Consider the following 14,733-nt stretch of genomic DNA (forward strand, 5'->3'; position numbering starts at 1 on the left):
CGTCACCGCGTGACGAATACAGTCACCAGCGGTTTCTTGCCCCAGGCTTCGTTGGCGGCGCCACGTACGGCACGGCGTACCGCCTCCTGCACCAAATCGAGATCTTTTCGGCGCTGACGGGGGATGGAGTCCACCGCGCCGATTGCCGCATCGATCATCAGGTCCTCCAGCGTCTCGCCCCTGGCGTCGGCCTCGGCGACGCCGATTGCGACGAGATCGGGATCGCCGGCGAGCTCATACTTCTCGTCCAGCACCACATTGACCGCGACATGGCCGGCAAAGGACAGTTTGCGACGGTCGCGAATGCCCATCGCCTGGTCGGTGCCGATCAACCTGCCGTCCTTGTAGATGCGGCCGAACGGCACCTGGTCGATGATCGTGGCAGGCCCGGGAGCAAGCCGCAGCATGTCGCCGTCGCGCACCTGCGCCACCTGGCCGATGCCCGACGTCGACATCAGCGAGCCCTGGGCCACCAGATGCGCGGCCTCGCCATGCACTGGAACGCCGATCTGCGGCCGTACCCATTCATACATCTTGCGCAATTCGCTGCGCCGCGGATGGCCGGAGACATGCACCAGCGCATCGCCGTCCTCGATGATCTTGATGCCGAGATCGACGAGGCGGTTCTTGATTTCGAGGATCGCCTTCTCGTTGCCGGGAATGGTGCGCGAGGAAAACACCACCGTGTCGCCGGCCGTCAGCGACACCGACTTCATCTCGTCGCGCGACAGCTTGGCCAACGCCGCCAGCGGCTCGCCCTGGCTGCCGGTGCAGATGACGACCAGGTTTTCGCGCGGAATGAAGCCGAAATCCTCCTCGGCTATGAACTCCGGCAGACCGTCCATGTAGCCGAGTTCGCCGGCGACATCGATGACGCGCTTCAGCGAACGACCGAGCACCAGGCACTGACGGCCGGCATCGCGCGCCGCCTTGGCGATGGAAACGATACGGCCGACATTGGACGAGAAGGTGGTAACGGCGACGCGGCCCTTGGCGGCCTGGATAACCCCTTTCAGCCCCTCGCCGACCGCGACTTCCGATGGCGATTCGCCTTCGCGCATAGCATTGGTCGAATCGCAGACCAGCGCCAGCACGCCCTTGTCGCCATAGGCGCGGAACCGTGCTTCGTCGGTCTTGGGTCCGATCGTCGGCGCCGGGTCGATCTTCCAGTCGCCGGTGTGGATGACGGTGCCTGCCGGCGAGGTGATGGCCAGCGACATCGGTTCGGGAATCGAATGCGCGACCGGGATCGCCTCGATTTCGAACGGACCGACGGTGAATTTTTCGCCCGCGCGGTAGATGGTCAGCGGGATCTTCGGCGCGCCCTGCTCGCCCTGGCGCTTGGCTTCCAGCAGCCCGGCGCTGAACGGCGTCATCCACACCGGCGCCTTGAGCCTCGGCCAGATATCCAGCAGCGCGCCATAGTGGTCCTCATGCGCGTGGGTGATCACGATACCGCGCAAATTGGCGATGTTCTCTTCGATGAAGCGCGTGTCGGGCAGGATCAGGTCGACGCCCGGATGCGCCGCGTCGGGAAAGGTGACGCCGACGTCGATGACGATCCATTCGCGCGCGCTCGGCGGACCATAGCCGTAGAGAGCGAAGTTCATACCGATCTCGCCGACGCCGCCCAGCGGCACGAAGACGAGTTCGGCGTTTTCCGCTTTCGCCATGATTTTTTCCTTCCTGGCCCTCAGGCCAAGCCATTGAAGCAATTCCGGGAAAAGTCTGTAACGGTTTTCCGTCTGGAATTGCGCAAAAACAAAACTATACCCGGGCGGATGCGACCGCGCCGAAATGCACATCGCCGGCGGCGATCGTCAAAACCGAGCCCTCATCGTCGCGGATCACGAAACGGCAGTCCTCGTCAATGGTCTCGAACACCCCGCGCACCACATTACCGTCAATTCTGACAGCAACCTCGCCGCCAAGCCCTGCCGCGCGTGCCAGCCAGCGCCGCCTGACGGCGGCAAGTCCGCGCCCGTCGTCCCACAGGCGGGCATTCTCGCTCCAGGCATCCGACAGCGCCAGGAACAGCGTTTCGGCATCGCATGCCGCACCCAGTGCGTGAAGCGACGTCGCGGGATACGGCAAATCCTCAGGGTACGCCACAACATTGACGCCGATGCCGACCGCCACCGCGAAACGGCCGCCGTCCAGCATGGCCGATTCCAGCAGGATGCCGGCGAGCTTGGCGCCGGAGGCGAGCACGTCGTTCGGCCATTTCAGCTCGAAACGGTTCTTGCCTTCATTGCCGCCGTCGAGGCCGATGGCGATCCGGCCCGCCGGCACCACGGCATCGAGCGCATCGGCCAGCGCCAGGCCGGCGACGAAACCGAGCGTCGCGGCGAGTCGAAGCTCGCCCCCGGTGAGGACGAGCAGCGTCGCCGCCAGATTTCCCTCGGGTGTCGCCCAGACGCGGCCGCGCCGCCCGCGCCCGCTTTCCTGTTTCTTGGAAACGACCCACAATCTGCCGGGGTCGCCGGCCCGGGCGTGATCCAGCGCCAGCGCATTGGTGGAGCCGACGCTGTCATGCGCCTCCAGCCGGAATCCTTCCGACGCCGAGGTTGGAGCCAGCCGAAATGCCATCCCGTCAGAAGAATGTCTTGGCGGCGGCTTCGGCATAGGTGCCGATCGGACCGCCGATCAGCACATAGAACAGCACGAAAGCGCCGGAGACACCGAGTACGAGGCGCAATTCACTGGCCATCGGCACGAAGCCGCCGACCGGTTCGTCGAACCACATGATCTTGATGATGCGCAGGTAATAATAGGCGCCCACTACCGAGGCCAGCACGCCGATTATCGCCAGCGCGTAGAGGTTGGCATTGATGGCGGCGAGAAAGACGTACCACTTCCCCCAGAAGCCGGCAAGCGGCGGGATGCCGGCCAGCGAGAACATCAGGATGGTCAGGATCGTCGCCATGATCGGGTTGGTCGAGGACAGGCCTGCCAGGTCGCTGATCTGCTCGACATTGCCTTCCTTGCGCCGCATGGCGAGGATGAAGGCGAAGGTGCCGAGCGTCATCACCAGATAGATCAGCATGTAGATGGCGACGCCGCGCACGCCGGCCTGGCTGTTGGCGGCAAGGCCAACCAGCGCGTAGCCCATATGGCCGATCGAGGAATAGGCCATCAGGCGCTTGATATTAGTCTGGCCGATCGCCGCGAAAGAGCCGAGCGCCATCGACGCGATCGAGATGAAGACGATGATCTGCTGCCAGTCGGAAGCGATCGGCTTGAACGCGCCCATGGTGACGCGCACGATCAGCGCCATAGCCGCCATTTTGGGTGCCGCCGCCAGGAAAGCCGTCACCGGTGTCGGCGCACCCTCATAGACGTCGGGCGTCCACATGTGGAACGGCACCGCCGAGATCTTGAAGGCGAGGCCGGCCAGCACGAAGACCAGGCCGAAGACGAGGCCAAGCTGGCGCTCTCCGCCGCCCAGCGCCGTCGCGATCTCCTGGAACCCGGTGTTGCCGGTATAGCCATAGACCAGGCTGATGCCATAGAGCAGCATGCCCGATGATAGCGCGCCGAGGACGAAGTACTTCAGGCCCGCCTCGGTCGAGCGCAGGTTCTCGCGGTTGATCGCGCACAAGACATAGATCGCCAGCGACTGAAGCTCGAGGCCGAGATAGAGCCCGATCATGCCGTTGGCGGAGATCATCAGCATCATGCCGAGCGTGCACAGAAGGATCAGCACCGGATATTCGAACTTGTCGAACCGCTCCGCCCTGGCGAAGCGCATCGACATGATCAGCGTCACCGCCGAGCCCACCAGCGCCAGCAGCTTCATGAAGCGGGCAAAGGAATCCTGGATGAAGGCATTGCCATAGGCGCTGCCCTGCCCGGTGGAGAAGATCAGCCAGGCGCCCGATATCACCAGCACGGCAACGGCAAGGCCGGTCACGGTGTTGGCGGTGTTGGCGCGCGAATAGGCCCCGACCATCAGCAGCGCGAGCGCGCCGATGGCAAGGATCAGCTCGGGCGTCGAGAGCGACAGGCTGGAGAGAAGGTCCGGCGTCATGGTTCGCAAAACCCCTGGGTCAGTTCGCCGCCGCGGTCTGCGCGGCGCCGACGGATGCGGTGACATTGGTGACGAGCGACTTGACCGACTGGGCCGTCGCGTCGAAGACGGGAGCGGGATAGACGCCGAAGAAGATGACCAGCACAACCAGCGGATAGATGATCGCCTTCTCGCGTGTCGACAGGTCGAGCAGGCCCTTGAGGCTGTCCTTGGTCAGCGCGCCGAAGATCACCCGGCGGTAGAGCCAGAGCGCGTAGGCGGCCGACAGGATGACGCCGGTGGCAGCGAAGAACGCCACCCAGGTATTGACCCGGAACACGCCGAGCATGGTCAGGAACTCGCCGACGAAGCCTGACGTGCCCGGCAGGCCGACATTGGCCATGGTGAAGATCAGGAACACGGTGGCGTATTTCGGCATGTTGTTGACCAGGCCGCCATAGGCGGCGATCTCACGCGTGTGCATGCGGTCATAGATGACGCCGACGCACAGGAACAGCGCGCCCGAGACCAGGCCGTGGCTGAGCATCTGGAAGATCGCGCCCTGCACGCCTTCCTGGTTCATGGCGAAGATGCCCATGGTCACGAAGCCCATATGGGCGACCGACGAATAGGCGATCAGCTTCTTCATATCCTCCTGCATCAGCGCCACCAGCGAGGTGTAGATGATGGCGACGACCGAAAGCGCGAAGACCAGCGGCGCGAACATCTCGGACGCCAGCGGGAACATCGGCAAGGAGAACCGCAGGAAGCCGTATCCGCCCATCTTCAGCAGAATGGCGGCCAGGATCACCGAACCGGCTGTCGGCGCCTCGACATGCGCATCCGGCAGCCAGGTATGCACCGGCCACATCGGCATCTTCACCGCGAACGAAGCGAAGAAGGCGAGCCACAGCCATGTCTGCATGTTGGCGGGGAAATTGTGCGTCAACAGCGTCGGGATATCGGTCGTGCCGGACTGGTAGAACATCGCCATGATGGCGAGCAGCATCAGCACCGAGCCGGCGAGCGTGTAGAGGAAGAACTTGAACGAGGCATAGACGCGCCGCTTGCCGCCCCAGACGCCAATGATGATGAACATCGGGATCAGGCCGGCTTCGAAGAAGACGTAGAACAGCACGATGTCGAGCGCGCAGAACACGCCGATCATCAGCGTCTCGAGCAGCAGGAAGGCGATCATGTAGGCCTTGACGCGCTTTTCGATCGCTTCCCACGACGCCAGGATGCAGAGCGGCATCAGGAATGTCGTCAGGATGACGAACAGCATCGAAATGCCGTCCACGCCCATATGGTAGGAGATGCCGGAATCGAGCCAGGCGACCTTCTCGACGAACTGGAAGCCGGCTTGCGAATTGTCGAAGCCGGTCCAGATGAACAGCGAGACGATGAAGGTGAACGTCGTCGTCAGCAGCGCGATGGCGCGGATGTTGCGGCGTGCGTTTTCGCTGTCGTCGTTGATGAACAGGATGAGCAGCACACCAACCAACGGCAGGAAGGTGACCAGCGAGAGAATTGGCCAAGCGGTCATCAGAGCATCATCCAGGTGACGAATGCGGCAACGCCGATCAGCATGGCGAAGGCATAGTGATAGAGATAGCCGGTCTGCAACTTGACGACGCGGTTGGTGACATCGACGACGCGTGCCGAAATGCCGTCAGGCCCGAGACCATCGATGACGGTGCCGTCGCCGGTCTTCCACAGGAAGGAACCGAGGCGTTTGGCCGGCCGCACAAAGAGGAAGTCATAGAGCTCGTCGAAATACCATTTGTTGAGCAGGAAGGCATAGAGCCCGCGATGCTGGGCGGCCAGATTGACCGGCATTTCCGGCGAGCGGATGTAGAACTTCCACGCCAGCGCCAGGCCGATCAGCATGGCGATGAACGGCGACAGCTCGACCCATAGCGGCAGTTCGTGAATGTCGTGCAGGATGTGATTGTCCGGCAGTGTGAACAGCGACGCCTTCCAGAATTCGGCATAGCCTTCGCCAATGAAGGCACCGTGGAAGATGATGCCGGCAAACAGCGCGCCCGCCGCCAGCACGAACAGCGGCACCAGCATCACCGGCGGCGATTCATGGACATGGTGCATCACCTCATGGCTCGCCCGCGGCCTGCCGTGGAAGGTCATGAAGATCAGCCGCCAGGAATAGAAGGAGGTGAAGCCGGCGGCGATCACCAGCAGCACGAAGGCGAGGCCCGCCACGGAATTATGCCCGGCAAAGGCCGTCTCGATGATGGCATCCTTGGAGAAGAACCCGGCGGTGCCGATAACGGTGACCGGAATGCCGACGCCGGTCAGCGCCAGGGTGCCGATTACCATCATCCAGTAGGTCGTCGGGATCAGCGTCCTCAGGCCGCCCATCTTGCGCATGTCCTGCTCGTCGGAAACCGCATGGATGACCGAGCCCGAGCCGAGGAACAGCAGCGCCTTGAAGAAGGCATGCGTGAACAGGTGGAAGATCGCCGCACCATAGGCGCCGACGCCGAGCGCCACGAACATGTAGCCAAGTTGCGAGCAGGTCGAATAGGCGATGACGCGCTTGATGTCGTTCTGGACGAGGCCGACGGTCGCCGCGAAGAAGGCGGTGAAGGCGCCGATGAAGGTCACCACCGTCAGCGCCGAATGCGACAACTCGAACAGCGGCGACAGCCGCGCCAGCATGAACACGCCGGCCGTCACCATGGTGGCGGCATGGATGAGCGCCGAGACCGGCGTCGGGCCTTCCATGGCGTCCGGCAGCCAGGTGTGCAGCGGCACCTGCGCCGACTTGCCCATGGCACCCATGAACAGCAGCAGGCAGACGATCGTCATCGCTGCCTGCTTATCCAGCGCATAACCGAGGAAGGTCAGCACCGCAGCACCTTGCGGGGCGCCTTCAGCCGGGATGAACGTCGCCGCATTGGCGAAGATGGTGCCGAGATTGACCGAGCCGAACAGCACGAACACGCCGAAGATGCCGAGCGCGAAGCCGAAATCGCCGACGCGGTTGACGACGAAGGCCTTGATGGCCGCGGCGTTGGCCGAGGGCTTCTTGTACCAGAAGCCGATCAGCAGGTAGGACGCCAGGCCCACCCCTTCCCAACCGAAGAACATCTGCACGAGGTTGTCGGCCGTCACCAGCATCAGCATGGCGAAGGTGAACAGCGACAGATAGGCAAAGAAACGCGGCCGGTTCGGATCGTGGTGCATGTAGCCGATCGAGTAGATATGGACCAGCGCCGACACGGTGTTGACCACCACCAGCATGACCACCGTCAGAGTGTCGATCCTGAGCGCCCAGGACGCCTCCAGTCCGCCGGACTGGATCCAGCGCAGCACCGGCACGGTGAACACCTCGCCATGGCCGAAGCCGACGGTGAAGAAAGCAACCCACGACAGCACCGCCGCGATCACCAGGAAGCCGGAGGTGATGTATTCGGACGCCTTGGCGCCGAGCGACGTGCCGAACAGGCCGACGATCAGGAAGCCGAGCAGCGGAAGGAAGACGATGGCCTGGTACATGGTGGTTCCGTCAACCCTTCATCATGTTCACGTCTTCGACCGCGATCGAGCCGCGGTTGCGGAAGAAGACGACGAGAATGGCAAGTCCGATGGCGGCCTCCGCCGCCGCGACCGTCAGCACGAACAGCGCGAACACCTGGCCGACGAGGTCGCCGAGAGCCGCCGAAAAGGCGACGAAATTGATATTGACCGCAAGCAGGATCAACTCGACCGACATCAGGATGACGATCACGTTCTTACGGTTCAGGAAGATGCCGAACACGCCGAGCGTGAAAAGGATCGCCGATACGGTCAGATAATGTGCGATGCCGACGACCATCTCAGACTCCTTCGCCCGACTTGACCTTGCGGATTTCCATGCCCGTCGCCGCCGTGCGGGCGACCTGGGCTGCGATCGACTGCCGCTTGACCCCTTCCTTGTGGCGCAGCGTCAAAACGATGGCACCGATCATGGCCACCAGCAGCACGAGGCCCGAGATCTGGAAGTAGTAGAGGTAGTCCGTATAGAGGATGTCGCCGAGCGCTGCCGTATTCGAGCGCGCCGCGAGATCGGGAATCGGCTTCGATACCGTCGAGGCGAGCTGCGGCGCGAAGGTATAGCCGCCGAGCACCACGATCAGTTCCGCCGCCAGGATCAGTCCGACCAGCGCGCCGATCGGCGCATATTGCAGAGCGCCCTCCTTCATCTCGGCGAAGTCGACGTCGAGCATCATGACGACGAACAGGAACAGCACCATGACAGCGCCGACATAGACGACGAGCAGGATCATCGCCAGGAACTCGGCGCCCGTCAGCATGAACAGGCCGGCGGCGTTGAAGAAGGTCAGGATCAGGAACAGCACCGAATGCACGGGGTTGCGCGACGAAATGACCATGAACGCCGACGCCACGGCGACAAAGGCGAAGAGGTAGAAAAAGGCCGCCTCTAGTCCACTCAGCATTGGGGTTCCCCCGGGTTCCTGTCCAAACAGGACGTTCGTCCTGTTTGTTGTCTGTGGCTTCGTTCCGCCTCCGGTGCGAAGCCGCGTTGTCCTAGCCCATGTTCCAACCGGGTTGAAAGACCCGGCGCAAAGAAACATGGGCAACTCTGAAGTCCTGAGGGATGACCTTGCCTGAAATGCTTCGGGTCATCCCCGGACAAGGGCCCTCGCCCCTGTCCATGCGATATCAGCGGTACGGTGCGTCCAGCGAGATGTTGCGCGCCAGTTCGCGCTCCCACCGGTCGCCATTCGCCAGCAGCCTGTCCTTGTCGTAGTAGAGTTCCTCGCGCGTCTCGGTCGCGAATTCGAAATTCGGCCCCTCGACGATGGCGTCGACCGGGCAGGCTTCCTGGCAGAAGCCGCAATAGATGCACTTCACCATATCGATGTCGTAGCGCACGGTACGGCGCGTGCCGTCGTTGCGGCGCGGGCCGGCCTCGATGGTGATGGCCTGCGCCGGACAGATCGCCTCGCACAATTTGCAGGCTATGCAGCGTTCCTCGCCATTGGGATAACGGCGCAAGGCATGCTCGCCGCGGAAGCGCGGGCTCACCGGCCCTTTCTCGTGCGGATAATTGATCGTCTCCTTCGGCGCGAAGAACTGGCGCATCGACAAGAAGAAGGCGCTGACGAAATCCTTCAGCAGCAGCGATTTGGCGGCCTGGGACAGAGCGGACATCACGCAAACCCCGTGATCTTGAGGAAGGCGGCGGTCAGCACCACCATGAACAACGAGATCGGCAGGAACACCTTCCAGCCAAGCCGCATCAGTTGGTCGTAGCGGTAACGCGGCACGAACGCCTTCACCATGGAGAACATGAAGAACATCAGGCAGATCTTGAGCACGAACCAGATCACCCCCGGCACCCAGGTGAAGGGCGCGAAGTCGAACGGCGGCAGCCAGCCGCCGAGGAACAGGATGGTGGCCAGCGCGCACATCAGCACGACGGCGACATATTCGCCGAGGAAGAACAGCAGGAACGGCGTCGACGAATATTCGACCATGTGGCCGGCGACCAGTTCCGATTCGGCTTCGACGAGGTCGAAAGGCGGGCGATTCGTCTCGGCTAGCGCCGAGATGAAGAAGATGACGAACATCGGCAACAGCGACAGCCAGTGCCAGTCGAGGAAGGTGTTGGGCAGGCCGAGCCTGGTGCCCAGCCCATCCTGCTGCGACAGCACGATGTCGGACAGGTTGAGCGAGCCGACGCAAAGCAGCACGGTGACGATGACGAAGCCGATCGAGACCTCGTAGGACACCATTTGTGCGGCCGAACGCAGCGCCCCGAGGAACGGATATTTCGAATTGGACGCCCAGCCGCCCATGATCACGCCATAAACCTCGAGCGAGGAGATGGCGAAGACATAGAGGATACCGACATTGACGTTGGCGACGGCCCAGCCCTGGCTGACCGGAATGACCGCCCAGGCCGAGATCGCCAGAACCGCCGATACCAATGGCGCCAAAAGGAACACGCCCTTGTTGGCGCCGGACGGGATCACCGGCTCCTTGAAGACGAACTTCAACAGGTCGGCGAAAGCCTGCAGCGTGCCCCAGGGGCCGACGACGTTCGGGCCGCGGCGCAGTTGCACCGCCGCCCAGATCTTGCGGTCTGCATAGAGCAGGTAGGCGACGGCGATGAGAAGCACGACGATCAGTACGACCGACTTCAACACGATGATCAGCGCCGGCAGCACGTAAAAGGAGAAGAAGGTGTCCATGCTTATTCCGCCGCCTGCTTGAAGCCGCTCTTGGCAAGCGCCGAGCATTCCGCCATCACGGCAGAGGCCCGCGCAATCGGGTTGGTCAGGTAGAAGTCCTGCACCGGCGACGTGAACGTGCCCTTGTTCAGCCGTCCGCCAAGCTTCGCCACATTGGCGATATCCTCAGCATTGCCCGCAGCAACCTGGTCGATGCGGGCAAGATGCGGGTACTCGCCGTAGAGTTTAGCGCGCAGCTGCGGCAGTGAATCGAACGGCAACTTCTTGCCCAGTACATCCGACAATGCCCTGATGATGGCCCAATCCTCGCGCGCGTCGCCCGGCGCGAAGCCGGCGCGGTTGGTCTGCTGCACGCGCCCTTCCGTGTTGACGTAAGTGCCCGATTTCTCGGTATAGGCGGCACCCGGCAGGATGACGTTGGCGCGGTGCGCGCCGGCGTCGCCATGGGTGCCCACATAGACGACGAAAGCGCCGCCGGTCTTTGCCATGTCGATCTCGTCGGCGCCGAGCAGGAACAGCACGTCCGTCTCGCCCAGCATGCCGGCGACGTTCCTGCCGCCCTCGCTCGGCACGAAGCCAAGGTCGAGGCCGCCGACGCGTCCAGCCGCATTGTGCAGCACGGCAAAGCCGTTCCAGTCCGCGCGCGCGGCGTTCACGGCCATGGCGAGCTTCGCTGCCTGGCCGAGCACCGCCGCGCCATCGGGGCGTGCCAGCGCGCCCTGGCCGACGATGATGAGCGGATGCGTGGCCTTCTTCAGCACCTGGAAGAACTTGCCATCGCCGTCAGCCAGATCCTTGAGCGATTCCGGTCCTGCGCCCAGCAGTTCGTAGTCATAGCGTGTATCCCCGACATCGCCGATGACGCCGACCGGCAGATTGCCGACCCGCCAGCGCTTGCGGATGCGGGCGTTGAGCACCGAGGCTTCGAAGCGCGGATTGGCGCCGATGATCAACACCGCGTCCGCCTGTTCGATGCCTTCGATGGTGGGGTTGAAAATGTAGCTTGCCCGGCCAAGCGACGGGTCGAGCGCGGCGCCGTCCTGGCGGCAATCCATGTTCTTCGAACCGAGTGCGGCCATCAGGAGCTTCAGCGCGTAGATTTCCTCGACCGCGGCAAGATCGCCTGCTATGGCGCCGATCTTCTCGGGCGTAGTCTTCGACACGGCGTCCTTGATTGCCGCGAAGGCCTCGGCCCAGCTCGCCGGGGCCAGCTTACCGTCCTTGCGCACATAGGGCCGGTCGAGGCGCTGCGTGCGCAGGCCGTCCCAGATGAACCGGGTCTTGTCGGAGATCCATTCCTCGTTCACCGCCTCGTTGACGCGCGGCAGGATGCGCATCACCTCGCGGCCGCGGCTGTCGACGCGGATCGCCGAGCCGACGGCATCCATGACGTCGATGGATTCGGTCTTGGTCAGTTCCCACGGCCGTGCCTGGAAGGCGAAAGGCTTGGAGGTCAGCGCGCCGACGGGGCACAGGTCGATGACATTGCCCTGCAGCTCCGAGGTCATCGCCTGCTCGAGATAGGTGGTGATCTCGGCATCCTCGCCGCGGCCGATCAGGCCGAGTTCGGAAATGCCGGCAACCTCGGTGGTGAAGCGAACGCAGCGCGTGCAGTGGATGCAGCGGTTCATCACCGTCTTGACCAGCGGGCCGATATACTTGTCTTCGACCGCGCGCTTGTTCTCGTGATAGCGCGAGGAATCAACGCCGAAGGCCATCGCCTGGTCCTGCAGGTCGCATTCGCCGCCCTGGTCGCAGATCGGGCAATCCAGCGGATGGTTGATCAGCAGGAATTCCATCACGCCTTCCCTGGCCTTCTTGACCATCGGCGTGTTGGTGAAGATTTCCGGCGCTTCTCCGTTCGGACCGGGACGCAGGTCGCGCACGCCCATGGCGCAGGACGCTTGCGGCTTGGGCGGCCCGCCCTTCACCTCGATCAGGCACATGCGGCAATTGCCGGCGATCGACAACCGCTCGTGGAAGCAGAAGCGCGGCACTTCGGCGCCCGCGTCCTCTGCCGCCTGCAGCAGCGTGTAATGGTCGGGTACAGTGATTTCTTTCCCGTCGACCTTGAGCTTTGCCATCAATTGCCCCCGGCGGTCTTCGCCGTCTCATATGCATGGAACAGGTCGCCGAGGCTGATGCCATTGATCATCATGCCGGCGACCTGCGCGTTTTCTATCTTCACATTGCTCATATTCACATTGGTGAAATGCGCATTCGAAAGGTTTGCGTCTTCCACCTTGGCGTTGCTCAGGTTGGCGCGCAGGATCATCGCCACCGACAGGTTCACATTGTGCAACCGCGTGTTGGACATGGTCACGTCATCGAAACTCGAATTCATAAGGATGGCGCTGCGCACATCAAGGACATCGCGCTGGTCGTGAACCTGCATCGCCGCCCCCTATTTCCTGGCCTTGCCGGCAGGCGCGAGCGCGGCCGCCTGGGCAATCCAGTCGTCGCGCACGATACGGCCGTTGAACGACAGGTAGTCGTCGACCCAGGCGATCTCTTCGGGCGACCAGTCGGCGATCTGGCGGAACGTCCATATGCCGAGCCCGTTGAGCACCGTCTCCAGCTTCGGGCCGATGCCCGATATCTTCTTGAGATCCGAAGGCTTCGCCGGTCTCTCAATAGCCTTGGGCTGCCGGAAATCCTCGGGCAGCAGCACATCCGAAAGCTCGTCCGCTGACCGCCCCGCCTGTGCCGCCGGCACCGTGGTGGCGGCCTCCCTGGCGGCAATGTCGGTGACTTCCTGCGCGAAGGACTGCGCCTCCGCAATCAGGGTCTTGGCCGTCCCCCGCGCTCTGGTGGATGAAAGGCTCGCATCCTCGAATTGTTCGACGCGCGCCTCGAAATCCTCGATGAGCGGCTGCATGAGGCGTTGCGACGCCTCGGCTGCGCCCGACAGCGCGCCCAACCAGACGCCGAAAGCGTGGTTGGCGAGCCCAAGTCCCAGAGCCGACATCGCCGCCGCGCCCGCGACAGGGTGCGCCAGAAGGTTGACGGCGCCGGCCATCTCCTTCGGCATCATCCTGGTCAGGTCCTGGTTCATCTTCTCGATCTGGTCCAAATTGGGCATCAACGGGTGGGGTGTCGAATACGGCGCCATAGAATTCTCCTGGTCGTTTCTTCGTTCGCCCCGCCCCGTTCTTCTCGCTCCGGGCTATCGCCCATTCAATGCTTCTCTATTCCGCCGCCACCAACACCGGCTCGGCCCGGTGCGCGTTGCGCGAAAATTCGTCGATGCGCCGCTCCACCTCGCCGCGGAAGTGCCGCATCAGGCCCTGGATCGGCCAAGCGGCCGCGTCGCCCAGCGCGCAGATCGTGTGGCCTTCGACCTGCTTGGTCACGTCGAGCAGCATGTCGATCTCGCGCTTCTGCGCCTCGCCGCGCACCAGCCGCTCCATCACCCGCCACATCCAGCCGGTGCCTTCACGGCACGGCGTGCATTGGCCGCAGCTCTCATGCTTGTAGAAGTAGGACAGCCGCGCGATGGCTTTGACGACATCGGTCGACTTGTCCATGACGATGACGGCCGCCGTGCCGAGGCCGGATTTGAGGTCGCGCAGCGCGTCGAAATCCATCGGCGTATCGATGATCTGCTCGGCCGGCACCAGCGGCACCGAGGCGCCGCCAGGAATGACCGCCAGAAGATTGTCCCAGCCGCCACGGATGCCGCCGCAATGCGTCTCGATCAGCTCGCGGAATGGGATCGACATCGCCTCTTCGACGGTGCACGGATTGTTGACGTGGCCGGAGACGCAGAACAGCTTGGTGCCGACGTTGTTGGGCCGGCCGAAGGATGAGAACCAGGCCGCGCCCCGGCGCAGGATCGTCGGCGCCACCGCGATCGATTCGACGTTGTTGACGGTGGTCGGGCAGCCATAAAGGCCGACATTGGCCGGAAATGGTGGCTTCAGCCTGGGCTGGCCCTTCTTTCCCTCGAGGCTTTCGAGCAGCGCCGTCTCCTCGCCGCAGATATAAGCCCCGGCGCCATGGTGCATATAGACGTCGAAATCGTAGCCTGAAGTGTTGCCCTTGCCGATCAGCTTGGCCTCATAGGCCTCGTCGATGGCACGCTGCAGCGCCTCGCGCTCGCGGATGAACTCGCCGCGCACATAGATGTAGGCCGCGACCGCGCCCATGGCGAAGCCGGCGAGCAAGGCGCCTTCGACCAGCGTGTGCGGATCGTTGCGCAGAATGTCGCGGTCCTTGCAGGTACCGGGCTCGGATTCGTCGGCATTGATGACGAGATAGCTCGGCCGGCCGTCACTCTGCTTGGGCATGAACGACCATTTCAAGCCGGTCGGGAAACCGGCGCCGCCGCGGCCGCGCAGGCCCGACGCCTTCATCTCGTTGACGATCCACTCGCGCCCCTTGGCGACGATGCCGGGCGTGTTGTCCCAGGCGCCGCGCGCCATTGCGCCGGCCAGCGACTTGTCGAAGAGGCCGTAGATGTTGGTGAAGATGCGGTCTTTGTCCTGAAGCATTGTTCGTCCC

The 14,733-nt window shown here is 63.3% G+C and carries 13 protein-coding genes; all 13 read right to left on the reverse strand.

The features are described from left to right. Positions 1-2: 2 nt before the first annotated feature. Positions 3-1,673 carry a ribonuclease J gene (locus tag FJ426_RS20345; protein ID WP_140495590.1) on the reverse strand — a complete coding sequence of 557 codons (1,671 nt, stop codon included), beginning with the start codon at positions 1,671-1,673 and terminating at the stop codon, positions 3-5. A 94-nt stretch (positions 1,674-1,767) separates the two neighbouring features. Beyond that, positions 1,768-2,589, reverse strand: a complete 822-nt coding sequence (locus FJ426_RS20350; RefSeq protein WP_140516406.1) for a biotin--[acetyl-CoA-carboxylase] ligase — start codon at positions 2,587-2,589, stop codon at positions 1,768-1,770. Between the two features lie 4 nt (positions 2,590-2,593). Then, positions 2,594-4,030, reverse strand: a complete 1,437-nt coding sequence (gene nuoN, locus FJ426_RS20355) for an NADH-quinone oxidoreductase subunit NuoN (RefSeq protein WP_140495588.1) — start codon at positions 4,028-4,030, stop codon at positions 2,594-2,596. Positions 4,031-4,049: 19 nt separating this feature from the next. Then, a complete protein-coding gene (locus FJ426_RS20360) occupies positions 4,050-5,555 on the reverse strand; it encodes an NADH-quinone oxidoreductase subunit M (protein WP_140559580.1) in 1,506 nt (501 codons plus the stop codon). Next, complete coding sequence (gene nuoL / locus FJ426_RS20365) at positions 5,555-7,528, reverse strand: NADH-quinone oxidoreductase subunit L (RefSeq protein WP_140516407.1); 1,974 nt, start codon at positions 7,526-7,528, stop codon at positions 5,555-5,557. The genes FJ426_RS20360 and nuoL overlap by 1 nt, the downstream gene beginning before the upstream one ends. A 10-nt stretch (positions 7,529-7,538) precedes the next feature. Continuing rightward, positions 7,539-7,847: an NADH-quinone oxidoreductase subunit NuoK gene (gene nuoK, locus FJ426_RS20370; RefSeq protein ID WP_019858930.1), complete on the reverse strand. Its 309-nt coding sequence runs from the start codon at positions 7,845-7,847 to the stop codon at positions 7,539-7,541. Position 7,848: 1 nt separating this feature from the next. Then, the gene (locus FJ426_RS20375) at positions 7,849-8,469 is read right to left on the reverse strand and encodes an NADH-quinone oxidoreductase subunit J (RefSeq protein WP_140495585.1); all 621 of its coding nucleotides are present in this window, start codon (positions 8,467-8,469) and stop codon (positions 7,849-7,851) included. A gap of 226 nt (positions 8,470-8,695) precedes the next feature. Further along, positions 8,696-9,187, reverse strand: a complete 492-nt coding sequence (nuoI, locus tag FJ426_RS20380) for an NADH-quinone oxidoreductase subunit NuoI (RefSeq protein ID WP_140495584.1) — start codon at positions 9,185-9,187, stop codon at positions 8,696-8,698. Then, the gene (gene nuoH / locus FJ426_RS20385; protein ID WP_140495583.1) at positions 9,187-10,230 is read right to left on the reverse strand and encodes an NADH-quinone oxidoreductase subunit NuoH; all 1,044 of its coding nucleotides are present in this window, start codon (positions 10,228-10,230) and stop codon (positions 9,187-9,189) included. Before nuoH ends, nuoI begins: the two co-directional genes overlap by 1 nt. 2 nt (positions 10,231-10,232) lie before the next feature. Continuing rightward, positions 10,233-12,314 carry an NADH-quinone oxidoreductase subunit NuoG gene (gene nuoG / locus FJ426_RS20390; protein ID WP_140559579.1) on the reverse strand — a complete coding sequence of 694 codons (2,082 nt, stop codon included), beginning with the start codon at positions 12,312-12,314 and terminating at the stop codon, positions 10,233-10,235. Continuing rightward, positions 12,314-12,625, reverse strand: coding sequence for a pentapeptide repeat-containing protein (locus FJ426_RS20395; protein ID WP_140516410.1), 312 nt, complete (start codon positions 12,623-12,625; stop codon positions 12,314-12,316). The genes nuoG and FJ426_RS20395 overlap by 1 nt, the downstream gene beginning before the upstream one ends. A gap of 9 nt (positions 12,626-12,634) precedes the next feature. Next, complete coding sequence (locus tag FJ426_RS20400; RefSeq protein WP_140559578.1) at positions 12,635-13,342, reverse strand: NADH-ubiquinone dehydrogenase; 708 nt, start codon at positions 13,340-13,342, stop codon at positions 12,635-12,637. Between the two features lie 76 nt (positions 13,343-13,418). Next, positions 13,419-14,723 (reverse strand): NADH-quinone oxidoreductase subunit NuoF, encoded by a 1,305-nt coding sequence (nuoF, locus tag FJ426_RS20405; protein ID WP_140521143.1) that lies wholly within the window; start codon positions 14,721-14,723, stop codon positions 13,419-13,421. Between the last annotated feature and the right edge of the window lie 10 nt (positions 14,724-14,733).

The organism is Mesorhizobium sp. B2-6-4 (genome assembly GCF_006441495.1).
Lineage (GTDB): Bacteria > Pseudomonadota > Alphaproteobacteria > Rhizobiales > Rhizobiaceae > Mesorhizobium.